Source organism: Streptomyces sp. NPDC001832 (assembly GCF_040297265.1).
Taxonomy (GTDB): Bacteria; Actinomycetota; Actinomycetes; order Streptomycetales; family Streptomycetaceae; genus Streptomyces.
Window position 1 is genome coordinate 132,536 of sequence record NZ_JBEOYU010000013.1, and the last position, 24,453, is coordinate 156,988.

A 24,453-nucleotide genomic window follows, 5' to 3' on the forward strand; every position below is an offset into this window, starting at 1 on the left:
CCCTCCCCGGGCTCCGGCAGGGGCCGTCTCCGGTCTGGCCTGGCAAGCGGGCCGGGCGTTCTTCGCCTCCTGCCGGCTGCGGGCCCTTCGAAGCCGTCCGGCCCTGACGCGGTGCTCGGTGGTGACGACCGGTGTCTGAGCGGCCGCAATCCGAGGCAGCCGACCATGGAGGCTGGGAGGCAGGCCGTCTCGTGCGGCCGGGCCCCGTGTGGTGGCTCGGCGCCGGCCTGTTGGTGGGGGCCGCGGCCGTGGTGGCCGTCTGGCGACGGCACGAGCTCACCCAGGCGTTCTACCTCATCTCTCGGGTGCGTGTGCCGCAGCTGGCGGTTGCCGTGGGGTGCGAGGCGCTGTCGGTGGTGTGCTTCGCCGCTATGACCCGTCGGCTGCTGCTGGCGGGCGGAGTGCGGTGGAGTCTGCGGCGGATGACCGCGATCGTGGTGGCCGCCAACGCCGTGGCCGGCGCGCTGCCGGGCGGGGCGGCCTTCGCTACCGCATGGGTGTACCGGCAGCTGAGCCGTCGGGGCGTGGAACCAGTCCTCGGGGCCGCCGTGCTGCTGGTCGCCGGGGCGCTCTCGGCGCTCGGCCTGGCGATCCTGACAGTGCTGGGGATGTTCACGGTCGGTGCTGCCGGTGCCGCTGCCGTGGTGCGTCCGGTTGCCGGGCTCCTGGTGCTGGCGCTGGTGATCGGTCTGGTGGTCTTCAGCCTGTCTCGCTTCGCGGGCTTCCGCGCAGCGGTGCGGCGGGCCTGGTTGGGCGCGGGCGGGCGGTCCAGGCGGGTACGGCAGGCCGAGCTGCTGCTGGTCCGCGTGGTGGAGCGGGCCAGAAGCCTGCAGCCCGGCTTCCGGCCGTGGCTGAGGCCGACAGCGTATGCCCTGATGAACTGGGGCTTCGACGCTGCCTGCCTGGCGGCCTGCCTCTGGGCGCTGGGCATCGGCGTGCCCTGGCGCGGTGTCCTGCTCGCGTACGCGCTCACACAGATCCCCGGCAGTCTGCGTCTGACACCCGGCAGCATCGGGGTGGTCGAGGCGAGCCTGTCCGCGTTGCTGGTGCTGTACGGCCTGCCTCCCGGACCGGCAATCGCTGGGGTGCTGCTGTACCGGGCCATCAGCTATTGGGCACTGCAGACGGTCGGCTGGGCGAGCTGGATCGGCGTGACCTTCCAGGCCCGGCGAGCTGGATCGGGGTGATCTTCCAGGCCCGGCGAGCTGGATCGGCGTGACCTTACAGACCCGGCGTCCTGGGCGTCGGACAGTGTGCGTGTTGTCGGGCGGCGCGTGCGGCCTCAGTCCGCCCGGTCTTTGCACAGGAACCGGCGTAGCCGCCTCAGTGGCCACGTGTTGATCACATCGTCCGTGGTGAGCCATCCTCGTTGTGCTGTGCCGATTCCGTAGCGGAGGTACGCGAGCTGGGGGATCGAGTGGGCGTCGCTGTCGACAGCGAACTTCACCCCGTGGCTTCTGGCGCGGAGGATGTCCTCGTCGCCCAGGTCGAGGCGGTCGGGCTGGGCGTTGATCTCCAGGGCCGTGCCGGTGCGGGCGCACGCGGCGAACACCTCGTCGAGGTCGGCGTCGATGCCCGGCCGTTTACCGATGAGGCGGGTGGTGGGGTGTCCGATGACGTTGATGTGGGGGTTCTCGCAGGCGCTTACGATCCGCCCGGTCATCGTCTCGCGGCTCATGCTGAAGTGGGAGTGCACGGAGGCCACGCAGATGTCGAAGCCCTGGAGGAACTCGTCGGGCCAGTCCACCTCCCCTTCCGGCCCGATGTTGAGTTCGGTGCCGTGCAGCAGCCGCATCCCGTGGTGCTTGCCGTCCAGCGACCGCAGCTGCTCGCGCTGGGCGAAGATCTTCTGGTCGGTCATGCGCTGCATGTACAGGTTCGGTGCGTGGTCGGTGACGGCGTAGTACGCGTAGCCCCGCTCGGCCGCCGCCGCCACCATCTCCTCCAGCGGGGCGAGGCCGTCGGTGAGGTCGGTGTGGGTGTGCAGGTCGCCTCTGACGTCGCCCTCCACCACGACCTCGGGCAGTTCGCCGCGCAGACCGGCTTCGATCTCCCCCCGGTCCTCACGCAGCGTGGGCGGGATCCAGGGCAGGCCGAGCCGGGCGTACACCTCGTCCTCGGTCCCGGAGGCGACCCTCTTCCCGCCCTCGGTCTCGAACAGCCCGTACTCGGAGAGCTTCAGCCCCTGGTGGACGGCGATCGTGCGGGTGCGGATGTTGTGCGCCTTCGAGCCGGTGAAGTACTGCAGGCCGGCGCCCCAGGAGCCAGGTCGCACAACGCGTAGGTCAACCTGGATGCCTTTGGAGGTACGGATCGAGGTCTTCTTCTCGCCATGTGTGATGACCTCGGCGGTGGAGGGCAGTTCGGTGAGTGCGTCCATGAAGGGGGCCGACCGGTCGGCGGCGACGAGGATGTCGATGTCACCGATGGATTCCTTCATGCGGCGCAGGGATCCGGCGTATGCGCAGTTCTCGCAGCCGGTGACGCGTGAGAGTTCGGCCACGACGGCCTCGGCGGCCTCCATGGCCGCGCTCAGTGGGATCCGCCCTCCTGCCTGCTGCATGAGGGCGATACCGTGCAGGATGTTCTCCTCGGTCTTCTTCCCGAAGCCCTTCAGGTCGCGCAACTTCTCCGCCTTGATGGCGTCGGCCAGCTCGGCCACTGAGGAGATGTGCAGGTCCTCGTAGAGGGTCATTGCCTTCTTGGGGCCGAGCGTGGGGATGGTGGTGAGCTGCCTTACCCCTGCGGGAATCCTGGCCCGCGTCTCCTCGACCAGCGTGACCTTGCCGGTGCGGAAGTATTCGGTGACCTTCTCGGCGATCGACTTGCCGACGCCCGGAATCTCTTTCAGGCCCGCGACATCGAGGTGGGAGACATCAGCGGGGTAGCCTCCGATCGCACGGGCGGCCTTCTCGTAGGCGCGCGCCTTGAACGCGTCACCTCCGGTGATGGCGACGAGGTCCGCGTACTCCTGAAGGAGTGCCTCGACCTCCTCGTTGGGCCGGGCCACGTCTCACAGTCTAGGGCGTGTTTCGAAAGTAGCGTCGTCCGCCCGCAGGGCGGGGGCCGGGAGCGTCAGACGCCCCCGGCCAGACGGGACTTTCGAAACACGCCTTAGCGGCCTCAGAAGCAGACCCGATAGGTCGATTCACCACTGGAGACGTTTCCGCCCGCCCCGCCCGGAAGACTGGGCCATCAGGCCGTACCTCTGCAGGCGCTGATGCGGTCTCGCATCATGGACTGCGTTCTTAGGGCCTGGTGCACGATAGCGAGTGGATCAGGCCGTTACGACCAACGCAGCGGGATGGCGACATTCTGGGTTCCAGCAGCGGTGCTGCCACGGGCCATGGCGGCGTGCAGTGTCACCGGGCGGCCGTTGTGGTCGAAGAGGAGCTGGGGTCGCTCCAACGAACCGAGAGTGATCAGCGAGCCGTCGGTGAGCCTCAACTGCTTCAGCGAGACTACCGAGTGCTTGGCCGGCTCCCACGCGAGGCCATCCTTGGAGGTGACCATGCCGAGCGCTCCGAACTGGGGAGTGAGCGCCTTGGACCGGTCGGCTCCGTTATAGAAGTCCTTGACGATCGCGTAAAAGCGGCGCTCGGCATGGTCGTACCAGAGATACGGATCCTCCGCCTGGGTCTCGGTCGTACCCAGAGCGGTGGCAGTGTAGGGGAAGGGGCCCTCGGGACGGTCGGACTCGCCGACGACGGTGATGTAGACGCCCTTGGCGTTCCACGTCTTGTACGTCATGAGGAAGCGGGGGCGACCGCCGACGGCGGGGGCCTCGGTGACAGACGGGTTGACCACCATCTGGAAGGTGTTCACATAGTCGGGGCCCGCGATGGGGACGTCGCTACGGGTACCGCGGCCGGCGATCAGGTCCTCCAGGGTGCGCGCGGTGATCACACCGATGCGCTGGCCGGCGTGGTACTTCAGCCAGAGAGAGGGCTGCCGGGAGTACCACGGCTCGGGGGTGTTCGCCGGGTTGTTGGCGATGAAGTACAGGTAGTAGCGGCCGCGGAAGTAGCGGATGTGCGGGTTGTGCGCGTTGTAAAGGTCCCAGCGCCCGGGGTCTCCCGTCCCCTGCACGACGGTTCGCAAGTGCCGGTACGGACCCTGGGGGCCCGGGGAGACTGCGACGGCGATCTCGCTGTACTTCATCCAACCGCTGAAGCCATAGAAGATCTTCTCCGAGGGGTCGGGGCCGCGGCCGGCCGAACCGTGTTGCCAGCGTGAATAGAAGAGGTAGTACGCTCCGTCGCGGCCGCGGATGGGGGTGCCGCACCAGGTGTACCAGCCGTCGGTACCAAAGATCTGCACCGTTGGGTCAATCGGCTGGATTGCTGCCTGAAAATCGGGGGAGGACGGTCCGGCGGAGTCATCGGTGGCCGCTGGACCATCGAGGGAGGTGGCGGCCAGGGCCGCCGGTCCACTGAGGGAGGTGGCGGCCAGGGCCGCCGATATCGTCGTGAGCGCTCTGCGTCGCGTCATGCCATTGCTGCCGGTCAAGACCAGCTCCTTTCGGTCCCTGGGGCTTGGCGTCGTGCATTGGCCCCTTTTGAGGTTCCTCAACTCGCCCTGCGCTGTTACCTGCTGGTGGAGTTGCGCAATGGGCGGGGCCCACGGCGCGCGCCGCGTGGCCGCCGCGGAAAGCGCTGCTCTGAGTGGCGGGTGTGCCGGACGCGAGATTGCGCAGCTCGCTGCCAGGTGGCGGAACCGCTCTTGCGGCTGTCGGAGGTACGGCGATCGCCAGAGCGTCGATCAACCGTGCCCTCGAAGGCATGGGAAGGTCTCCCTGCTGCGGGGCGACTGAGGCTTTACCTATATGATCTTCCGCCCATCGGGAGAACGTCAAGACGTGGGACGGGGGAGATCCCTGCGGGGTCAGCCGAAGCCGATCACCCTGTGGGCCTCGTCGCGTGGATCGCTCCCAGGCACCCTTCCCGACCGGCCGCGATTGCGGGTGGGGCCTGCCTGACGGGGATTTGGCGGTTTCATGTACCGGTCGAAGCCTGGCGCCGGGAGTCCCGGGTGCCGCCGAGCGAAGTCTGGACCGGTCTCCTGAATGTCGAAAGCGCCTTCGCCGGCGCACCGACCCTTCGAGCAGAGTGAATCCTATACGATATGATCGCAGAGCTTCTTTCTGAGGGTGCTTCGGTGAGGTGATTTCGTAGGGTATTGCGGGTCGTTGCGTCGGCTGCGGGCGAAACGGAACGGTGTGGTCGGACCATAGTTACGACCCCGGGGGGACGGGTCGGCTGGTGGACCTCTCCTCGGTCGCCGCCGGTGTGCCGGAGGCGCTGGCCCGACTGGTCCCCGAACATCCGACGACCCTGATCAGTGGGTTGTCCGCCACGTCCGGCATCGAACTTGAGCGCGTGGAAGGGGTACACGGACTGCGCACCCTCGTCGTGATTGTTCGTACTGACGTGTGAAGCGAACGCAAGGACACGTCCGCTTCCACAGCTGCCCGACTAAACTGCCAGTTGCCGTACCGCCCCAGAAACACAGAGGAGAGAACCCGGATGTCGGCTCACGACCCGTCCGTCTCCGACGACATGGCCGGGGCGAGCAGGCGGTCCGCGTCGCCTGTCCGCCAGGTGTTGTCCGACAGCGTCTACGAGGACACCAAGGCCATGGTCATGGACCATGAGATCGCCCCCGGCGCTCGGGTCGGTATCGAAGCCCTGGCACGCACACTCAATGTCTCCCCGACTCCCGTACGCGAGGCACTGGCCCGGCTGGAGGCCGACGGGCTCGTCGTCAAGCGCTCCTTGTCCGGTTACCGGGCCACCGAACTGCTGACCCGGCAGGGACTGGAGGAGCTGTTCGAGATGCGGCTGCTCCTTGAGCCGCGGGCCGCCGCACTGGCCGCACTCCACGCCGACGAGTCGCAACTCGACGCCATCGAGGCGCTCCTGGAAGACATGCAGTCCCACCCCGGCCCCGCGGGACCATACACGTCCTACCGCGACTTCGCCGCACTGGACCAGCGCTTCCACAACGCCGTCGCGGAGTCCGCTCACCGGCCCCTGCTCGCGGACGCAGTGGAGCGACTCCACTCGCATCTGCACATCTTCCGCCTGAGCAGCCCGCAGGGCGAGGGCGATTCGACCGTGGCGGAGCACGAGCGTGTCGTGCGCGCGATACTGCGCCACAGGGCCGAACGTGCCGCCGAGGCGATGGCGGACCATCTCAATCGCAGCCTGGAGCGCCAGCTCGGCCGGTTCGAACAGGATTGAACGGCCGGCCGGCGCCCCGAGGCCGGATCAGCCGGCGTCGGCCATCCGGTAGACGCGCCGGGCAGTACCGGCCCACACCTGGTCCTGCTCGGCAGCGGTGAGCGTGACGGTGAGCTCCCGAGTGGCAGCCACGACCTCGCCGTAGCCGGCGGCGAGGGTGCACACCGGCCAGTCGGAGCCGAACATCAGCCGCCGGGGGCCGAAGGCATCGATCACGGTGTCGGCGTACGGCCGGAGGCCGTCGACCGTCCACGACGGCCAGTCGGCCTCGGTCACCATGCCGGAGAGCTTGCACACCGTGTTCGGCAGGGCGGCCAGCTCACGCACGTGCCTTGACCACGGTTCCCGTTGCCCGGACGCGATCGGCGGCTTCCCCAAGTGGTCGAGGACGAAGGTGAGACCGGGGACAGCCGCGGCCGCCCTCGCCGCCGCCGGCAGTTGGTGCGGCAGGACGACGAGGTCGTAGACGAGCCCGGCCTCCGCGACCGCGCGCAGGCCGCGCAGCACCTCGGGCCGCGTCAGCCAGTCGGGGTCCGGCTCCCCCTGGACCTGGTGGCGGATGCCGCGCAGGAACCCGCCGCCGGGCAGCGAGCGCAGCCGGGCCAGTTCACCGGCGACGCCGGGCGACGTCAGATCGGTCCATCCCACGACCGCTCCGATCACGTCGCTGTCCGCGGCCAGGGACAGGAATTCGGGAGTCTCCTCGGGCACGATGACCGTCTGCACGAGCACCGTGGCCGCCACCCCCGCTTCCCGGACCTCCGACTCGAGGTCCGCCAGCATGAAGGAACGCCGCAGCGGGGCGAGTTCGGGGCCGCTGATCCACTCCTGGTCGCGTACGCCGAGGTCCCACAGATGGTGATGGGCGTCAATGACGGTCATGGCACTCTCCTCCCGGGCACAGGTACACCGTCGGACAGCAGGTCCTGCGCCCGCAGAGCCTGCCACATGGCGCCGGGAACCGGCTTGCGGTACTGCTCGGCCGCGTCTTTGACCTGGGCCGCCGAGCGGGCGCCGACGAGGACCGCCGCGACCGCCGGATGTCCGAACGGGAAGCGGAGCGCGGCGGCACGCAGCGGCACCCCGTGCGCTTCGGTGACGTCGCGCATCCGCATGGCCCGGCGCAGGAGGTCCTCGGGCGCCGCCGCGTAGTCGTACATGGCCCCGGGCGCGGGATCGGCCAGCAGCCCGGAGTTGAATACGCCGCCGACGATCACGCTCTTGCCGGCGGCCTCGGCGGCGGGCAGCAGCGCCTCCAGCGCGCCCTGCTCCAGCAGCGTGTAGCGCCCGGCGCAGAGCACCGCGTCGACATCGGTGTCGGCGAGGAAGCGGGCCAGCATCCGGCTCTGGTTCATCCCGGCGCCGATCGCCCGAACGACGCCCTGCGAGCGCAGTTCCTCCAGCGCCGGGTACGCCTCCTTGAACGCCTGTTCCTCATGGTCGTCGGCGTCGTGGATCAAGACCAGGTCCACGCGGTCGAGCCCGAGCCGGGCGAGGCTGTCCTCCAGCGAGCGGCGTACGCCGTCGGCGCTGAAGTCCCACCGGCGCCGGTGGGTGGCAGGCACGGCGAATCCGTTGGCCAGGTCGTCGCCGCCGCCGTCGTGTGGTTCGAGCAGCCGGCCCACCTTGGTGGAAAGGGTGAAGGCGTCCCGGGGCTTGGTCCGCAGGACCGTGCCCAGTCTGCGTTCCGACAGGCCCAGACCGTAGTGCGGGGCGGTGTCGAAATAGCGGATGCCGTCGGCCCACGCCGCCTCCACGGCAGCGGCCGCCTCGTCCTCCCCCACATCCTCATAGAGCCCGGCGACCGCGGCGGCACCGAAGCCGAGGGCGGTAACAGGGACGCCGCTACGGCCGAGGGTGCGCACCGGCAGAGCGGCGGGCTTTGAACCGTTCCCATCCATTGCCATCACTGTCCCTTCGGCCGCAGTCGCAGCCCCTGCATTCCGCCGTCCACCGCGAGGGCGGAACCGGTGACGCTGGCGGCGGCCGGGCCCGCCAGGTACACGATGGCGGCGGCCACCTCGTCGGCGGTGACGAGACGGCCCATGGGCTGGCGGGCGTTGAGCGCTGCCCGTTCGGCCTCCGGGTCGGTGGCCCGGTCGAGGAGGCGGCCCACCCACGGAGTGTCCGCGGTACCCGGGTTCACACAGTTCACGCGGACGCCCTCGCGGACGTGGTCTGCGGCCATGGCGAGCGTAAGGGCCTGAACCGCGCCCTTGCTCGCGCTGTACAGGGCGCGCTGCGGGAGTCCGGCTGTGGCCGCGATCGAGCAGGTGTTGACGACGGCGGCGTGCGCGGAGGCACGCAGCAGGGGCAGCGCGGCACGGGTGGTGCGGACGATGCCCAGTACGTTCACGTCCATGACGCGGTGCCACTCGGCGTCGTCGTTGTCCTCGACGGTGCCCGCGGCGCCGATGCCGGCGTTGTTGACCAGGATGTCGAGGCCGCCGAGGTCGTCGGTCGCGGCGGCGACGGCGGACCGTACGGAGATGTCGTCCGACACGTCGGCGACGTATCCGCGCAGCGGCTTGTCGACGGACGAGGGGTCGAGGTCCAGGACGGCGACGTCGGCGCCGCGCGCGGCCAGCAACTGTGCGGTGGCCCGGCCGATACCGGAGGCGCCACCGGTGACCAGGGCCTTGAGTCCGGTCAGTTCGCTCATGAGTGGATGTCCTTCGCGTGTTCGGCTGCGGCCCGATCGGCGACACAGAAGGCGCCGTTGGGGTAGCGGTGGGTGTTGATCGAGGCGGCGTGCATCCGGGACGAAAGCAGCTGGCTGCCGCCGTTCAGGGCTTGGCGCACCGTTCCAGGGTCTGCGAACACGGCGTCCACCTCCCGCGAGGTGGCCAACCGGATGTCGATGACGTCGGCGTCCGTGATGTGAGTGGCAGTGCCGTGGTCGCTCATCGGATCAGGCATCCGCGAAGGTCTGACGCTGGCGGCCGAGTCCGTCGATCTCCAACTCCACCGTGTCGCCGGCGCGTAGGTAGGGGGTGTCCGGCAGGCCGAGGGCGACGCCGGCGGGGGTGCCGGTGTTGATGACGTCGCCGGGCTCCAGCACCATGTACTGGCTCAGGTACCAGACGATGTGCGCCACGGAGAAGATCATGTCCTTGGACGTGCCGTTCTGCCGCTGCACGCCGTTGACGCTCAGCCGCAGGCCGAGCGCCTGCGGGTCCGGCACCTCGTCGGCGGTGACCAGCCACGGCCCGAGCGGGTTGAACGTCTCGCACGACTTGCCCAGGTCCCACTGCGGGGACAGCTCCAGCTGGAAGGCCCGCTCGGATACGTCGTTGCTGACGGCGTAGCCCGCGATGACTCCTGCCGCGTCGTCGGGTCCCTCCAGATACCGGGCCCGACGCCCGATCACCACCGCGAGCTCGACCTCCCAGTCGGTCTTCCGAGAGCCCCGAGGCACGAGCACCGTGTCGTAGGGACCGACGACGGTACCGGGGTCCTTCATGAACACCACCGGCCGCTCGGGCACGGCCGCGCCGGTCTCGGCAGCGTGGTCCCGGTAGTTGAGGCCGACGCAGACCACCTTGCCAGGACGGGCAACGGGCGCGCCGACGCGAACTCCCTCTGTGTTCAAAGCGGCCAGTGTGCCGGCCTGCAGGGCGGTACGGACCTGCTCCACGCCATCCCCGGCGAGGAAGGACCCGTCGATGTCGCGGGTCAGTCCGGTGAGGTCGTAGGTGATTCCGTCGTCGGCGAGGACGGCCGGTCGTTCGGAGCCGGGAGCGCCGAGGCGCAGCAGTTTCACGTGTTCTCCTTGTGGTCGCGGCACGGTTCGTACCGCGTGGTGGTTCTGGGGTGGGGCGGACGGAACGTGGGCCTACTCCATGAGGAAGACCTGTTCCATGTCGGCCCACCACTCGCCGGGTGCGGCCTCGTCGACAGGCCGCTGGCAGGGCGCGGTGAGCTTCCACCACTCCTGGGTGGCCGGGTCCTCGGCCATCGCGGCGAGGTCCGCCGCGAGGTCGTCGCCGTGGTACTCGAAGTAGGCGAACAGCCGGTCGCCGAGGAGATGGATCGAGTAGTTGGTGATGTGGGAGCGCCGCAGCCGGTCGAGGACCGGTCCGGGTATGTCGCGGTGCAACTCCCGGTACTCGTCCACCTTTTCCGGGACGATGTGAATGACCTGGGCGACCCGCTTCACGAGGCGGCTCCCTTCGCGGTCACGGCCGAGACGGCACGATCGTGGATGATCCGGATGATCTGCCCGCTCATGCGGTCGTAGTCGTGGTCGTTGTCCACCTCGCCGCGGATGCGGTGGTCGGCCATGACCACCACCCGGTCGGCGAGGGTGATCATCTCGGTGAGGTCGCTGCTGATGAGCAGGATGGGCAGGCCGCCGCGGGCCAGCTCCCAGATGAGTTCGTGGAAGGCGTGCTTGGTGCGCACGTCCACCCCGACGGTCGGTTCGTCGACGACCAGCAGTCGGGTGTCGGCCGCGAGCCACTTCGCCAGGCTCACCTTCTGCTGGTTGCCGCCGGACAGTTCACCGGCATTCTGCTCGAGACCGGAGACACGGATGCCGAGACGGTCGACGAGGTCCTGCGACACCTCCCGTTCCTGACGGAAGGAGATGTCACCGAGGAAGCGGCCCAGTTTCTTCCACACCGTCACGGTGATGTTCCGGACGATGGGTTGCTCCAGGAAGACCCCTTCCTCCTTGCGGTTCTCGGTCAGATAGCCGATGCCGTAGGTGTGCAGGGCCTCCCGGGGGGAGCCGATCCGGGCCGGCTCGCCGTACACCCGGATCTCGCCGGCCGTGACCCGTTCGAGGCCGAGGACGGCCTTGACCAGTTCGCTGCGGCCGGCGCCGACCAGTCCGTACAGGCCGACGATCTCGCCGGGCCCGACGTCGAGCGAGACGTCCTGGTGTCCGGCCGCCGTGCACAGTCCCGACAGGGTCAGCGCCGGTTGGGCGGAGGTGTCCACCGTGCGCGGGGTCATGTCCGTCACCGAGTGGGCGCGGCCGACCATGAGGGTGACCACGTCGTCCTGGGCGTACTCGGCGAGGGGGGCCGACTCGAGCACCGACTTGCCGTCGCGCAGGACGGTGACGGTGTCGCAGATCGCGAAGACCTCCTCCAGCTTGTGGCTGACAAACACGACGCAGGTGCCGCGTTCCTTGAGCCGGCGTACGACGTCGAAGAGGCGCTCCGCCTCCTGCGGGGAGAGGGAGGCGGTGGGCTCGTCGAGCAGCAGCACCCGGCTCTCGGTGTACAGGGCCTTGGCGATCTCGACCAGCTGCTGCTGGGCGACGGACAGTTCCCGCACCGGTTGGTGCGGGTCGATGTCCAGGCCGAGCTCGGCCAGGCAGCGGAGGGCCGGGGCCGTCATCGCCTTCCGGTCGACCAGCCCGCGGCGTGACGGAGGGCTCTGCAGCGTGATGTTCTCCGCGACGGAGAAGCCGGGGATCAGGTTGCGCTCCTGGTGAACCACGCCTATACCGGCCCGGGTGGCCTCCAGCGGGGAGCGCAGGTGGATCTCCTCACCGCGCCGGAGCAGTCTGCCGCCGTCCGGCAGGTGCACGCCGGTGATCACCTTGATCAGCGTGGACTTGCCCGCTCCGTTCTCCCCCAGCAGGGCGTGCACGGAACCGGCGGTCAGGGTCAGGCCGACGCCGTCAAGGGCGCGTACGCCGGGGAAGACCTTGACGATGTTCTCGCATTCCAGCAGTACGTCGCTCATCGGGCGCCTCCGGGGCTCGGCAGGGCCGCGGCCGGTGGGGTGTCGCTTCCCGCCGGTGAGGGTGGCGTGCGGCCGGGCGTCGTGCCCTTCTTCTCGAGTCGGGTCTGGTGGATGCGGCCGCCGACGACCGTGCCGAGGACGACCAGGCCGATGAGGAAGTTCACCCAGCTCGGGTCGAGGGAGAACTGAGCGCGCGCGGTGTCGATGAGCCGCATGACGAAGGCGGCGAGTACGGTGCCGGCGACCGCCACGGAGCCGCCGGTCAGCGCGACGCCGCCGATGATGGGGGCCGCGAAACTGGGCAGCATCCAGTCTCCGCCGACACTGCGGTTGACGCCGGGCAACGAGGCGGTCGCGATCAGCGCGGCGATGCCGATGAGTAGGCCGGACAGGGTGTGGGCGACCACGATCTGCCGGTCGCTGGAGATGCCCGACAGGCGGGCCGCGAGCGGGTTGCCGCCGGCGGCCAGCAGTCGCCGGCCCGCGATGGTGCGGTACATGAACGCTGCGAGCAGGGCAGCGGCGGCGAGCGCGGTGACGAAGACGAGCGGGATGTTCAGCGGAGCGGCGCGGCCGAAGTCGCGCAGCGTGGCGGAGTATCCGTCGATGGTGCGGGTGCCGGAGAGCCGGTACTGCGCTCCGAGCAGGATGGTCATGGTGCCGAGGGTGACGATGAAGCCGTTGATGCGGGTGGCGACGATGAAGACGCCGGTCAGCAGGCCGACGAGGGTGGCGGTGAGGACGCCGACGAACACGGCGAGCCCGGCGGGCACCCCGTGGTCGACCATCAGCACGCCCATCAGGCAGGCGGTGAACCCGCCCAGCGCGCCGACGGCGAGATTGAGCTGACCGACGCACAGGGCCACCATCTGGGCCAGGCCGATGAGGATGGGCGTGGCAAGGTACTGCAGGAACGTGCGGAGGGAGGACCCCTCGAAGAAGGAGCCGGACGAGGCGATGCCGAGGCCCACGTAGCCGACGACGACCACGCACAGCAGGGTCATCGTGGCGGACCGGGAGAAGCGCCGCAGTGCCGGGACGGCCATGGTTTGCTTGTCGCGGAGCGTCGTCATGTGGAGCGCACCACCTTGCGATAGGACACGACGGTGCGTACCCGGTCCGCGGACAGAGCCAGCAGAAGTACGCAGCCGAGGTAGATGTTGAGACTTTCCAGACCGACACCGAGCAGGTCGAGGCCCTTGCGGATGACGCCGACCAGGGAGGTACCGAGCAGGGCGCCGATGACGGAGACGACGCCGCCGGTGAGCAGGGTCCCGCCGAGGACCGCACCGAGGAAGGAGGGGAGCATGAAGTCGTCGCCGATGGAGGCGCGGAACGTGCCTGTGCCGACGGCGGCCATGAAGCCGGCGAGGGCCGCGAGCAGTCCGGACAAGGCGTGGGCCAGGATGACCCGGCGTCCGGTGGGGATGCCGGACAGTTCGGCGGCGGCGGGGTTGGCGCCGGTCAGCAGCAGTTCCCGGCCCATGCGGGTGCGGGCGTAGAGGAAGCCGAGGCCGGCCAGGGCGAGCACGGTGAACTGGGCCAGCTGCGGAATCGCCGGCGAGCCGCAGACGGGGCCGACGCAGATGTCGGCGAGCGAGTAGGAGCGCAGTTCCGCGAGCCCGTCGGGTCGTGTGGTGAACGCGGCGTTCTGCGTGAGAGCCGAGTAGAGCAGGGAGACCAGGCCCAGCAGGGCGAAGTCCATGGCGAGTGTGACGACGAACGAGTTCACACCGGTGCGGGCGATGATCCAGCCGGTCAGTGCCCCGATGGCGCATCCGGCAACGAGGCACAGGATCAGGCCCAGCGGCAGCGGCAGCCCGAGCTGGTCGTAGCCGAAGCCGGCGAAGAAGGCACCGAAGGCTGCCATGCGTCCGACGGCGAGGTTCATGTGTCCGATGGACAGCACGACCATCTGCGCGAGGACCACTACGGTGAGCGTCGAGATTTCCCTCATGAGCGGGAAGAGCACCAGCCGCTCGTCGAAGAAGGCGGGGCGCAGCACGCCGAACAGGGCGGCGAGCGCGACGGTGATCACAAGCAGACCGAGGCGCTGGTTGACCCAGAAAGGCAGCCGGTGAGCCGGGCGGGCTCCGTCCGTGGGGCGGTCGGTCTCGCTGCCGGTGGGTTTGGCAGCCGTCCTCATGAGACCCTCCGGTCGTCGATGGCGTCCATGTCCCAGTCGATGCCGATGCCCGGCTCGTCCGGCGCCACGGCCTGTCCGTCGCGCAGGACCATCTCGGTGCGGGTCACGGCGCGCAGCTGCGGAATGTACTCGACGAACGCGCCGTTGGGTACTGCGGCGACCAGGCTGACGTGCAGTTCCATCAGGAAGTGGGGGCACACCTTGACGTTGAAGGTCTCCGCGAGATGGGCGACCTTCAGCCACGGGGTGATACCGCCGATGCGGGCGACGTCCACCTGCACGATAGAGGCGGCGCCGGTCTCCAGGTAGCTGCGGAACTGCATGGGCGAGTACATCGACTCGCCGACGGCTATCGGGATGCGGGTCGACCGGGCCAGCTGGGCGTGGCCGCTGATGTCGTCGGCGGGCATGGGTTCTTCGAGCCAGTACGGGCTGTACGGTTCGAGGGCGGCGGCCAGCTGCACCGCGGAGGACAGCGACTGCGACTGGTTGGCGTCCGTCATGATGTGCAGGGACGGTCCGACGGCCTCGCGTACGGCGCGCAGGCGCTCCGCGTCCTCGGCGACGTGCGGCTTGCCCACCTTGATCTTGACGCCTGAGAACTGGGCGTCCTTGGCCGCGAGCGCGGACTTGACCAGGTCCTCGGTGCCGAGGTGGAGCCAGCCTCCCTCGGTGTCGTAGACGGGGATCTCCTGGCGGTGGCCGCCGGCCAGCCGCCACAGTGGTTCACCGGCGCGCTTGCAGCGCAGGTCCCACAGGGCCGTGTCCACGGCGGCGAGCGCCAGTGAGGTGATGGCACCGGTGGTGGTCGCGCGGGTCAGGCCGAACAGCTCCTGCCAGAGCCCTTCGACGTTGCGTGCGTCCTGGCCGGTGAGCCGGGGCAGGAGGTGCTCTTGGAGCAGCGCCAGTACCGAGCTGCCGCCGGTGCCGATCGTGTACGCGTAGCCGGTCCCCACCAGGCCGTCGGCCGTGGTGAGGGTGACGAGGACAGTCTCCTGCTTGACGAACGACTGCACGGCGTCCGTGCGGTCGGTCTCCACGGCGATGTCGGCCAGCAGGGCGGTTGCGTTGGTGATGAGGGTCATGCGCGTGCTGACTTTCTGTATGAGAGGCGGGGGTGGTTAGCCGCAGGAGAGGAGCTCTTCGGCGAACTGTTTCTTCAGCTCCGCCGTCTTGGCCTTGCGCGCGTCGTCATAGCTGGAGACGTTCTTGCTGGTGACCACGAAGGAGCCGGAGTCGACAGTCTTGCCGGGCTGCTTCATCGAGCACTGCTTGGTCTGCAGCAGGGCCAGCGCCCAGGCGCCGACCTCCACCTGGCCGACGGGATTCTGCACGACCGTGGCACTGACGGAGCCGTTCTTGATCGAGGAGAGGATCTTGGAGTCGTCATCGACGGCCACAACCTTGGCCTTCGAACCGGACTCGCGCACGGCTTCGGCCGCGGCGACTGCCGGGTTATAGGCGGTCGAGACGATGCCCTGGATCTGGCCGCCCTTGGCGGCGAGCAGGTCGGAGACCGCCTTCTGCGCGGTCTGGAGGTCCTTGTCGATGTCGGTGATGGTCTGCAACAGGGTGATCTTGCCGCCGGTCTCCTTCACCGCCTTCTCCACGCCCCGTTTACGCAACTGGGTGTTGGCGTCAACGTTGTTGCCGGTCAGGTGGACGAGGGTGCCCTTGCCGCCCATGGCCTCGATGGCGGCCTTCGCGGCCTTGTACGCGGCGAGCTCGACGTCTGTGGAGAGGCAGAAGTCCGCCTCGTCCTTGTCGCCGGCCGGGCAGGAACCCAGCGAGGCGACAGCGAAGCCCTGGGACCTGAGGTCGGCGAAGGTGGTATTGATGTCGGTCGGGGAGACGCCGAAGACGCCGAAGGCGTTGTAGCCGCGGGCCGCGAGAGTCGAAACCAGGTTGTTCTGCTTCTGCTGGTCCCACTCGGCAGTCTCGTCGAAGGTGACGTCGCCCAGCCCGAGTGTCTTCTTGGCATCCGCGCCGGCCTGCTTCCAGGGATGGAAGTAGGGGTGAGCGCCGCCGGGCACGAGCGCGACCTTGGTTTTGGAGCCGTCGGCGAGTTCTGCCGTCCCGCCGTCGGCCTTTCCTGAGACGGCGGCCGCCCCACCCGGCTCGCCGGAGTTCTTGATGGTGCAGGCCGACGAGGCAGCGGCGAGGAGTGCGAGGGTGACAGTGGCTGTCATCGCGGTTCTACGACGGCTCATGGTGGTGCCCCACTCAAATCAAATAGGATTTTGTTGCCGTGATATTCCGCGAGAGCGAGGGGTCGCGTCAAGACCCGCGGGGGATCAGGGCGGCGATTTTCCATTACGAACCGGTCTCAGGGCGCACGAAGGCGCCGTAGCTCCAGGCGCTCCCCGCGGCCACTTGCTTCGCAACCGGCCATGTCCTGCGCGACCAGATTCCAGAAGGATCATATAGAATACGAGGGGTTTGACGGAACGTCACAGGCGGACATCGGTGCCAGAGGGGAAGCTGGAGGATGCCGCTGGACACGGACGAGCCCAAAGCTCGCCGACCCTCGCTCCACGGCGGGAGGTGCTACACCCGCTCAGCGCCGTACGCGCGGCATCCCCAGGCCGATCCACGAGATGATTTCCCGTTGGATCTCATTGTTGCCGCCGCCGAAGGTGAAGATGACTGCGGACCGGTATCCGCGTTCGAGTTCGCCGTGAAGTACGGCGCCAGCCGATCCTTCCTTGAGCGGTCCCGCCGAGCCGACGACCTCCATCAGCCAGGCGTAGGCGTCGCGGCGTGCCTCGGAGCCGTAGACCTTGACGGCGGAGGCGTCCTGCGGTGTGAGAGTTCCGTTCTGAACCGCTGACACCATCTGCCAGTTGAGGAGCTTCATGGCGTCGAGCCTGGTATGGGTGCGGGCCAGAAGAGCGCGGACCCAGCCGAGGTCGATGACGCGGCGGCCGTCGGTGAGCCGGGTGTCCGCCGCCCAGCGCTGGACGTTGTGGAGGGCGCGGATGGCCATGGTGCCGTGGGCGGCGAGCGTGACGCGTTCATGGTTGAGCTGGTTGGTGATGAGCCGCCAGCCCTTGTTCTCGTCGCCGACGCGACGGGAGACGGGTACGCGGATGTTCTCGTAGTAGCTGGCGGTCGTGTCGTGCGAGGCGAGGGTGTTGATGATGGTGCAGGAGTAACCGGGGTCGCTGGTCGGGACGAGGAGCATGGTGATGCCCTTGTGGGGCGGGGCGTCCGGGTCGGTGCGGACGGCGAGCCAGACCCAGTCGGCGGTATCGCCGTTGGTCGTCCAGATCTTCTGCCCGTTGACGACATAGTCGTCGCCGTCGCGCACGGCCCGGGTCTTGAGCGCGGCGAGGTCAGTGCCCGCGTCGGGTTCGCTGTATCCGATCGCGAAGTCGATCTCACCGGCGAGGATCTTCGGCAGGAAGTAGGCCTTCTGTTCGTCGGTGCCGAACTGCATGATCGTCGGGCCGACGGTGTTGAGGGCCATCAGAGGCAGCGGCACGCCCGCCTGGGCGGCCTCGTCGAAGAAGATGAACTGTTCCATCGGGGACAGGCCGCGTCCGCCGTACTCCGTCGGCCAGCCGACGCCGAGCCAGCCGTCGGCGCCGAGGCGCCGGATCGTCTCGCGGTAGAAGTTCTTCTGGGAGGAGGGGTCGGCATAGCGCGCGTAGGCGTTGTCGGGGACCAGCCCGGCGAAGTACGTACGCAGCTCGGCGCGCAACTGCTGCTGTTCAGGCGTGTATTCGAGGTGCACGGCCCCTCCAGGAGTCTCGCGGTCGCGTCGCCCGTGTGCGGCGGCGCACACAGTAGAACGCGTTGCAAGAATCCGGAAGGGTCAGGACGTCTCCGGCGAGTGTCAGCGCTTGATGGCACGCAGGACGACGAACTTCGGGTCGCCCGCGATGGTGGTGCAGTTGCCGAAGGTCCGACGCAGCTGGGTGTGGTAGCCGAGGTGCCGATTGCCGACAACCCACAGCTCGCCGCCAGGCCGCAGTGCGGCGCGCGCCCCGTGGAACATGTTGCGGGCCGTTGCGTCGGTGGTGGCCTGGTGGGTGTGGAACGGCGGGTTGTTGAGCACCAGATCCACACTGGCAGGCGGCAGCTGTGCCAGCCCGTCGCCGACGACGAAGTCGGCCCTCGCATCGGGGCCGGCGTTGGCCCGGAAGGTCTCCTCGGCGGAGGCGACCGCCTGGTACGACTCATCAATGAAGGTGACCATCGCTTCAGGGTTGGCGAGCGCGGCGGACAGGCCGACGACGCCGTTTCCGCAGCCGAGGTCGACGACCCGGTCGGGGCCGCTGCGCGCGGGGAGATGGCCGAGGAAGAAGCGGGTGCCGATGTCGAGGCGCTCGGCGCAGAAGATCCCCGCATGGTTGGTGACCGTCCTGCCGGAGACCGGTCCGACGCCCTCCGGCAGGTCGTAGCGGTACGGCCAGGGGCTCGGCGTGCGGGCCAGGGCCGGGTCCGGGGTGCAGAAGATGAGCCGGGCCTTCTTGACCGCGAGGGAGGTGCGGGTCGGGCCGATGATCCGCTCGAAGAGTTTGAGGGTGGAGCTATGGATCTCCTTGACCATGCCGGTACCGATGACGACGCTGCCCGCATGGATGGCCGGCGCGAGCCGGTGGAGCTGGTCCTCCAGGAGCGCGAGGCTCTTCGGGACACGTACCAGCAGGACGTCGATACGGTCCGGCGGTGTGTCCCTGGCCGATAGGAGACGTACGGCATCCGCGTCCACGCCGTTGCGGTCCAGATTCGCCAGGGTCGCGCGCTGCGCCAGGTAGGAGTCGGTGATCTGTACGGGGCGGTGCCCGGCCAGCACGGTGCTCAGGGCGCCCCAGCGGTCGCCCACCACGACCACGACGCCCGACAGGTCGACCGGTCCCGGCTCGTCGGTCCCCTCCAGCCGCCGCAGCAGATACTCATCGGCAGCGTCCCAGGCGCGGAACGGGTCGCGCGGGTCCTCGGGGAAGCGGGCGAGGTCGTACCCGGCCCCTGACGTAGTCAAACGGTTCATTGTGCAACCAGGCTAGCCGAGCCGCGGGGAGCACCCGCACGCTCCCCGCGCCGGCCACCGGGCTACGGGCTACGGGCTACGGGCTACGGCAGCGTCTTGTCGATCGCCGACCGGCCCTCCCGGGCGAGCCTGCGCTCCGCCCACTGAAGATTCTTAGGAGTCAGGTCCCGCCCGGAGGCGAGCACCAGGTCCTCTGCCGACGGATTGTCGCTCCCGCCGGTGTGCAAGAGGCTGTCGGGAGTCACTCCCCGAGCTGCGTATACGGATTCGGGCTCGTCGCTCATGCCGCCTCCTCGTCCTTTCGGTCATTCTCGCCCCACGCCCGGCCCGCCGCATCCGACACCTCCCCCGATCCGCTCCCGGCGCCACAGAGACGCTCACTTGACCTGCACATGATAAGTACACGGCGTTCACTCCATGGTCACGGTGCGTGTGGAAGGCTCCCGCTGACCGATTACCACCCGACCGACGCGGCGCCGCCCCCACCCTGTGGCGGCTTCGTGGTGCCCGCACTTTCGGAGAGGACACCCCACATGTCCCGTCGTCACCTTCATTACCGGCGCCCCCTGCTGGCGACCCTTGCCGCGTTCGCGGTACTCGCCGGCACCGCTGCCGCCGCACCGGCCGCCACACCCCAGGCTTCGCCGGTCGCCGCGACACCGCTCGGGGCTCTCGACGACACGTACTATCAGGACGCGCTCGGCAAGTCCGGAACCGAGCTCAAGAACGCACTGCACACCATCATCAGCAGCCAGACCAAGATTTCCTACAGTCAGGTCTGGGACGCCCTCAAGAACACGGACGAGGACCCCGCCAACCCCTCGAACGTGATCCTCCTGTACTCCGGCCGTTCCAAGTCCAAGAACGACAACGGCGGCTCGGTCGGCCAGTGGAACCGCGAGCATGTCTGGGCCAAGTCCCACGGCGACTTCGGCACCGCCACCGGCCCCGGCACCGATATCCACCACCTGCGGCCGGAGGATGTCACCGTCAACTCCATCCGCGGCAACAAGGACTTCGACAACGGCGGCAGCGCAGTCAGCGGCGCACCGGGCAGCTACACCGACAGCGACTCCTTCGAACCGCGCGACGCGGTCAAGGGCGATGTGGCCCGCATGATCCTCTACATGGCGGTGCGCTACGAGGGCGACGACGCCTTCGCCGACCTCGAACCCAACGACAGGGTGTCCAACGGCTCCGCACCGTACATCGGCCGCCTCTCGGTGCTGAAGGCGTGGAGCCAGGAGGACCCGCCGGACAGCTTCGAGAAGCGGCGCAACGACGTCATATTCGACCGGTACCAGCACAACCGGAACCCGTTTATCGATCACCCGGAATGGGTCGACTCCATCTGGTAGACGGCCCCAACGGACTCCGTCCCGTTTCAGCCGCCCAGGCCGCTCGCGCACTCACCGGCCCAGCTGTCAGCTGCGCTCGGCCTGGGCGATCCGGGGGGACGTCTTGACGCCTGCCGCCTTGCGGCTGTTGGCGTGCTGGCTGGCCGTCTGGCCGGGCGGGACGTCCGCGAAGCCGAGCACCACGGAGTCGAGCACCTTCTCGGACGATTCGACGAACTCCACCTTGACGGCATAGAAGGCGGCCTTGTCCGTGCGGTTGGTGACGCGGACGAGGGCGCTGCGGAACTGCTCGGACTTCACGACCGGCAGCCCCGACACCGAGACGTCCTTGACCGCGTTGCCCCGCCCCTGGACGCCTTCGAGCTGCTTCACGGCCTGCTGCCGGTTGCGCTCGGCAGCGGCGGAGACCGAGGCCGCGAATTCCTTCTGGGTACGCGGACTGGCGGTTGCGGACCGCGTCCTGGTCGGTTCCGGGGACACCGTACGAGTGCTTCTGGCCGTGCCCTGCGAGGAGGATTCGGAGCCGCCACAGGCGGCGGTACCGGCGGTGATCACCGCGGCCAGCACGGCTGGGGTCAGGTTGCGGGCTGCGCGGCCGCCGAAAACGTGCCGCAAGGGGCTGGTCGGGTTCACGGACGCTCCGTCTGCTCGGAAGGGCGTAAGGGAGATGGAGAGGTATCGAGCGATGAGGAAATGGGGTGACGCGGAGACAGTGCGGGGAAACCTGGCCGGCGGGCACCCCGCTCTGCGTGTTCACGTTGCTGTGCGATCGCGGCACCCATCGCTCATATTAGGAACAAAAGGTATGAATTGACTCGTTGAATTCACCCGCTTCACTCGGGAGCGGATGCCAGCCGAAGCCCCTGGGAGAGAACGATGGATACGGACGCCCTGACCGCCGGCCTGTTGCAGGAACTGCGGGCAGCCAAGCCCTATCCGGCCCTGTCCCTGACCATGCCGACGCATCGCCGCGCTCCGGACAATGCCCAGGACGCCGTTCGGCTGCGCAATCTGGTGGCCGAGGCCGTCAGCCGACTGGAAGCGGATCCCGCGGTCACCCGCGAGGCCCGGACCGCTCTCAAGGAACAGCTGGACCGGGCGGTCACCGAGGTGGACCCGCGCCGGGCCCTGGATGCCCTGGTCGTCCTCGTCACCGCGGACGAGCACCAGATCTGGCAGCTTCCCCGCACCGCACCCGAGCGGGTGGTGCTCAGCGACACCTATCTGACGCGCAACCTGGTCGCAGCGAAGGCCCAAGCCCAGCCGTTCTGGGCGCTCACCGTGTCGGCCGAGCACGCCGCCCTGTGGAGCGGCACGGCGGACGCCCTGCACGAGGAGCAGACCGGCGGGTTCCCGCTGACGGCTCCGAGGGAGGCGCCCAACCCGCAGCGCGAGGAGCGGATCGGCGACACCCCGAGCACCTTCAGCGACGAGGAGACGCGCAACTTCCTGCGCACCGTCGACGAGAAGCTGCGCGCGGTACTGGCCACGGACCCGCGCCCGCTCTATCTGGTCGGCCTCGCCCCCGCGCTCGCCCTGCTGGACGAGGTCGGCGAGAGCGCCAAGTCGGCCGTGGGCCGGGTCACCAAGGGTGTGCCGGTCGACACGACACCGACTGCCCTGCTCAAGGAGCTGCGGCCGGCTCTCGACGAGCGGCAGCGGCGGTTCGCGGCGGAGATCGACGGCAAACTGGACGAAGCGCGCGGCCGTCGCGCCTTCGCCGGTGGTCTGGACGAGGTGTGGGCCGCGGTACGGGAAGGGCGCGCCGGACTGGTCGCGGTGGAGGAGCACTTCCAGCAGACGGTAAGGCGGGCGGACGAGCACCTCGAACCGGTGAGCGGTGAGGCCGCGGATCTCACGGACGGTTCGGTGCGGGAGGACATCGTGGACGAGCTCGTCGAGGCGGCGCTGGACAGCGGCACCGACGTGGTCTTTCTCGCGAACGACTCGCTCACGGAGCACGGACGGATTGCGGCGACCCTGCGCTACTGAACAGACCGGCGCCACGCCGTACACCGCATCCAGCCCCACGCCACAGGCATGCGGGCGCCGGGGGCCGCTGGGACACTGAGGAGGGGCTCGAACAAGCCCCAGGGGCAGGTCCCACGAGAGGAGTGAGCGCACCATGCCACGCGGATCCAACGCCAAACGAGAACGGCAGTACGAACACATCAAGGAGAGCGCGCAGGAGCGCGGGGTCAGCGAGGAGCGGGCCGAGGAGATCGCTGCTCGCACGGTCAACAAGGAGCGCGCCCGCGCCGGTGAGTCGAAGACCGCGAGCCGCACCTCCATCGAGGACATGTCGTCCTCGCGGCGCGGTGGTCTGCGCTCCCACAGCGGAGCCGAGGGGCCGACTCGCGCCCAGCTCTACGAGGAGGCAAGGAAGAAGAACGTCCACGGACGGTCGCACATGACGAAGGCCCAGCTGGCACGGGCGGTCGGCCGCTGAGCCCGCGTCGCAGGGACCGGGGTCTCCCCTAGGACGTGGCGCCGACGGGCTCGGGGCCGTACCAGACCGTGGTCGCGTTGCAGAACTCGCGGATGCCGTGCCCGGCGAGTTCACGTCCGTAGCCGGAGCGCTTCACACCGCCGAAGGGCAGTGCAGGATGGGACGCCGTCATGCCGTTGAAGAAGACACTACCCGCCTCCAGGTCGCGCACACAGCGACGGGCCTCGTCCGCGTCGCGGGTCCATACGTTGGAGCTGAGGCCGAAGGGGCTGTCGTTGGCTAGCGCCACGGCTTCGTCCAGCCCCTCTACGCGGTAGAGCGTGGCCACGGGGCCGAAGGTCTCCTCACGGTGGATGCGCATGCCGGGCGTGATCCCGGTGAGGACGGTGGGGGCATAGAACCAGCCGCCCTCCAGCTCGGGGCCCAGGTCGTCGGGCCGGCCGCCCCCGCACAGCGCGCTCGCGCCCTGCCGTACCGCGTCATCCACCAACTCCTCCAGGTCGGCGCGGCCCTGTTCGCTGGAGAGCGGTCCGACGTCGGTGGATTCCTGCAGCGGGTCGCCGACCGTCAGATCCCGCATGCCCACGGTGAACCGCTGGGCGAACTCGTCGAACACCTCCGTGTGCACGATGAACCGTTTGGCGGCGATGCAGGACTGGCCGTTGTTCTGTACCCGGGCGGTCACGGCAGTACGGGCGGCCCTGGCGACATCCGCCGACGGCATGACCAGATACGGGTCACTGCCGCCCAGTTCCAGCACGGTGTGCTTCACCTCGTCGCCGGCGATCGACGCGACCGAGCGGCCGGCCGGCTCACTGCCGGTGAGAGTGGCGGCGGCGACCCGGTGGTCGCGCAGGATCGACTCGACCGCCCCGGATCCCACGAGCAGTGTCTGGAAGCATCCCGCCGGGAATCCGGCCCGGCGGAACAGGCCCTCCAGGTACATCGCTGTCTGCGGGACATTCGAGGCGTGCTTGAGCAGGCCGACGTTCCCGGCCATCAGCGCGGGGGCAGCGAACCGTACGACCTGCCAGAGCGGGAAGTTCCACGGCATCACGGCGAGGACGGCGCCCAGCGGGCGATAGTGGACATAGGCCCTGGAGGCACCGGAGTCCTGCACGTCTTTCGCCGGCGGATGCTCGTCCGCGAGGAGTTCCGCGGCGTTGGCCGCGTACCAGCGCATCGCCTTCACGCACTTGGCGGCCTCCGCCCGGGCCGCCTTGACGGGCTTGCCCATTTCGGTGGTCATGGTGCGCGCGATGTCCTGCACGTCCTCTTCGAGTAGACCGGCGGCCGCGTTCAGCAGGCCGGCCCGCTCGCCGAATCCGGTGGTGCGGTACTTCCGGAACGCGGTGTCGGCGGCGTGGAGCTTCTCCTCGATCTCCGCGTCTCCCAGCGCGTCGAATGTTCTGAGGGTCTCGCCGTTGGCGGGGTTGACCGTCGCGATGGGCATGACTTTGGCCTCCTTGCCTCGGTACTTCGACCGTGCAGCGCCGCGCGCCGTGCCGCAACGCGGGCGCTGCCGGGCGGACACCCTCCCGGCGCGGACGGCGTGCGGTGTG

23 protein-coding genes and 1 pseudogene are annotated in these 24,453 nt (G+C 69.1%); 6 read left to right on the forward strand and 18 right to left on the reverse strand.

Annotation, left to right across the window (positions count from 1 at the left end):
- Positions 1-131: 131 nt before the first annotated feature.
- Positions 132-1,187 (forward strand): lysylphosphatidylglycerol synthase transmembrane domain-containing protein, encoded by a 1,056-nt coding sequence (locus ABT115_RS13735; RefSeq protein ID WP_351788163.1) that lies wholly within the window; start codon positions 132-134, stop codon positions 1,185-1,187.
- 95 nt (positions 1,188-1,282) lie between these two features.
- On the opposite strand, the gene polX is transcribed toward ABT115_RS13735, so the two are convergent.
- Both polX and ABT115_RS13745 read right to left on the reverse strand, forming a co-directional pair.
- Entirely contained in the window at positions 1,283-3,010 is a 1,728-nt protein-coding gene (gene polX / locus ABT115_RS13740) for a DNA polymerase/3'-5' exonuclease PolX (RefSeq protein WP_351788166.1), read from the reverse strand.
- Between the two features lie 275 nt (positions 3,011-3,285).
- Positions 3,286-4,509: a glycoside hydrolase family protein gene (locus tag ABT115_RS13745; protein WP_351788169.1), complete on the reverse strand. Its 1,224-nt coding sequence runs from the start codon at positions 4,507-4,509 to the stop codon at positions 3,286-3,288.
- A gap of 749 nt (positions 4,510-5,258) precedes the next feature.
- Between ABT115_RS13745 and ABT115_RS13750 the strand changes: the two are divergent.
- A pseudogene (locus ABT115_RS13750) lies at positions 5,259-5,435 on the forward strand (LutC/YkgG family protein); the annotation flags it as partial.
- 123 nt (positions 5,436-5,558) lie between these two features.
- Positions 5,559-6,242, forward strand: a complete 684-nt coding sequence (locus tag ABT115_RS13755; protein WP_351788232.1) for a GntR family transcriptional regulator — start codon at positions 5,559-5,561, stop codon at positions 6,240-6,242.
- A gap of 27 nt (positions 6,243-6,269) precedes the next feature.
- Here the strand turns inward: ABT115_RS13755 and ABT115_RS13760 are convergent, their stop codons facing one another.
- The 14 genes from ABT115_RS13760 to ABT115_RS13825 form a co-directional block, all read right to left on the reverse strand.
- A complete protein-coding gene (locus ABT115_RS13760) occupies positions 6,270-7,124 on the reverse strand; it encodes an amidohydrolase family protein (protein ID WP_351788171.1) in 855 nt (284 codons plus the stop codon).
- Positions 7,121-8,149, reverse strand: coding sequence for an aldo/keto reductase (locus ABT115_RS13765; protein WP_351788173.1), 1,029 nt, complete (start codon positions 8,147-8,149; stop codon positions 7,121-7,123). The genes ABT115_RS13760 and ABT115_RS13765 overlap by 4 nt, the downstream gene beginning before the upstream one ends.
- A complete protein-coding gene (locus tag ABT115_RS13770; RefSeq protein WP_351788176.1) occupies positions 8,149-8,904 on the reverse strand; it encodes an SDR family NAD(P)-dependent oxidoreductase in 756 nt (251 codons plus the stop codon). The genes ABT115_RS13765 and ABT115_RS13770 overlap by 1 nt, the downstream gene beginning before the upstream one ends.
- A complete protein-coding gene (locus tag ABT115_RS13775) occupies positions 8,901-9,161 on the reverse strand; it encodes a hypothetical protein (RefSeq protein WP_351788178.1) in 261 nt (86 codons plus the stop codon). The genes ABT115_RS13770 and ABT115_RS13775 overlap by 4 nt, the downstream gene beginning before the upstream one ends.
- The gene (locus tag ABT115_RS13780; RefSeq protein ID WP_351788181.1) at positions 9,154-10,005 is read right to left on the reverse strand and encodes a fumarylacetoacetate hydrolase family protein; all 852 of its coding nucleotides are present in this window, start codon (positions 10,003-10,005) and stop codon (positions 9,154-9,156) included. The genes ABT115_RS13775 and ABT115_RS13780 overlap by 8 nt, the downstream gene beginning before the upstream one ends.
- Positions 10,006-10,077: 72 nt before the next feature.
- Positions 10,078-10,401 carry an L-rhamnose mutarotase gene (locus ABT115_RS13785; RefSeq protein WP_351788184.1) on the reverse strand — a complete coding sequence of 108 codons (324 nt, stop codon included), beginning with the start codon at positions 10,399-10,401 and terminating at the stop codon, positions 10,078-10,080.
- Entirely contained in the window at positions 10,398-11,942 is a 1,545-nt protein-coding gene (locus ABT115_RS13790) for a sugar ABC transporter ATP-binding protein (protein ID WP_351788186.1), read from the reverse strand. Before ABT115_RS13790 ends, ABT115_RS13785 begins: the two co-directional genes overlap by 4 nt.
- Complete coding sequence (locus ABT115_RS13795; RefSeq protein ID WP_351788189.1) at positions 11,939-13,015, reverse strand: ABC transporter permease; 1,077 nt, start codon at positions 13,013-13,015, stop codon at positions 11,939-11,941. The genes ABT115_RS13790 and ABT115_RS13795 overlap by 4 nt, the downstream gene beginning before the upstream one ends.
- Entirely contained in the window at positions 13,012-14,088 is a 1,077-nt protein-coding gene (locus ABT115_RS13800) for an ABC transporter permease (protein WP_351788191.1), read from the reverse strand. Before ABT115_RS13800 ends, ABT115_RS13795 begins: the two co-directional genes overlap by 4 nt.
- Positions 14,085-15,173 (reverse strand): mandelate racemase/muconate lactonizing enzyme family protein, encoded by a 1,089-nt coding sequence (locus ABT115_RS13805; protein ID WP_351788193.1) that lies wholly within the window; start codon positions 15,171-15,173, stop codon positions 14,085-14,087. Before ABT115_RS13805 ends, ABT115_RS13800 begins: the two co-directional genes overlap by 4 nt.
- A gap of 36 nt (positions 15,174-15,209) precedes the next feature.
- Positions 15,210-16,298, reverse strand: a complete 1,089-nt coding sequence (locus ABT115_RS13810) for a substrate-binding domain-containing protein (RefSeq protein ID WP_351788196.1) — start codon at positions 16,296-16,298, stop codon at positions 15,210-15,212.
- A 347-nt stretch (positions 16,299-16,645) separates the two neighbouring features.
- Positions 16,646-17,824, reverse strand: coding sequence for an acyl-CoA dehydrogenase family protein (locus ABT115_RS13815; protein WP_351788199.1), 1,179 nt, complete (start codon positions 17,822-17,824; stop codon positions 16,646-16,648).
- A gap of 102 nt (positions 17,825-17,926) precedes the next feature.
- Positions 17,927-19,084, reverse strand: a complete 1,158-nt coding sequence (locus ABT115_RS13820) for a methyltransferase (protein WP_351788201.1) — start codon at positions 19,082-19,084, stop codon at positions 17,927-17,929.
- Between the two features lie 83 nt (positions 19,085-19,167).
- A complete protein-coding gene (locus tag ABT115_RS13825; protein WP_351788204.1) occupies positions 19,168-19,368 on the reverse strand; it encodes a hypothetical protein in 201 nt (66 codons plus the stop codon).
- Between the two features lie 249 nt (positions 19,369-19,617).
- Between ABT115_RS13825 and ABT115_RS13830 the strand changes: the two genes are divergently transcribed.
- A complete protein-coding gene (locus ABT115_RS13830) occupies positions 19,618-20,442 on the forward strand; it encodes an endonuclease I family protein (protein ID WP_351788207.1) in 825 nt (274 codons plus the stop codon).
- A 66-nt stretch (positions 20,443-20,508) separates the two neighbouring features.
- Here the strand turns inward: ABT115_RS13830 and ABT115_RS13835 are convergent, their stop codons facing one another.
- Positions 20,509-21,075, reverse strand: coding sequence for a hypothetical protein (locus ABT115_RS13835; protein WP_351788209.1), 567 nt, complete (start codon positions 21,073-21,075; stop codon positions 20,509-20,511).
- 243 nt (positions 21,076-21,318) lie between these two features.
- Between ABT115_RS13835 and ABT115_RS13840 the strand changes: the two genes are divergently transcribed.
- Together ABT115_RS13840 and ABT115_RS13845 are read left to right on the forward strand one after the other, a co-directional pair.
- The gene (locus ABT115_RS13840; protein WP_351788212.1) at positions 21,319-22,434 is read left to right on the forward strand and encodes a baeRF3 domain-containing protein; all 1,116 of its coding nucleotides are present in this window, start codon (positions 21,319-21,321) and stop codon (positions 22,432-22,434) included.
- Positions 22,435-22,567: 133 nt separating this feature from the next.
- Positions 22,568-22,891 (forward strand): plasmid stabilization protein, encoded by a 324-nt coding sequence (locus ABT115_RS13845; protein ID WP_351788215.1) that lies wholly within the window; start codon positions 22,568-22,570, stop codon positions 22,889-22,891.
- A 28-nt stretch (positions 22,892-22,919) separates the two neighbouring features.
- Here the strand turns inward: ABT115_RS13845 and ABT115_RS13850 are convergent, their stop codons facing one another.
- A complete protein-coding gene (locus tag ABT115_RS13850; RefSeq protein WP_351788218.1) occupies positions 22,920-24,344 on the reverse strand; it encodes an NADP-dependent succinic semialdehyde dehydrogenase in 1,425 nt (474 codons plus the stop codon).
- Between the last annotated feature and the right edge of the window lie 109 nt (positions 24,345-24,453).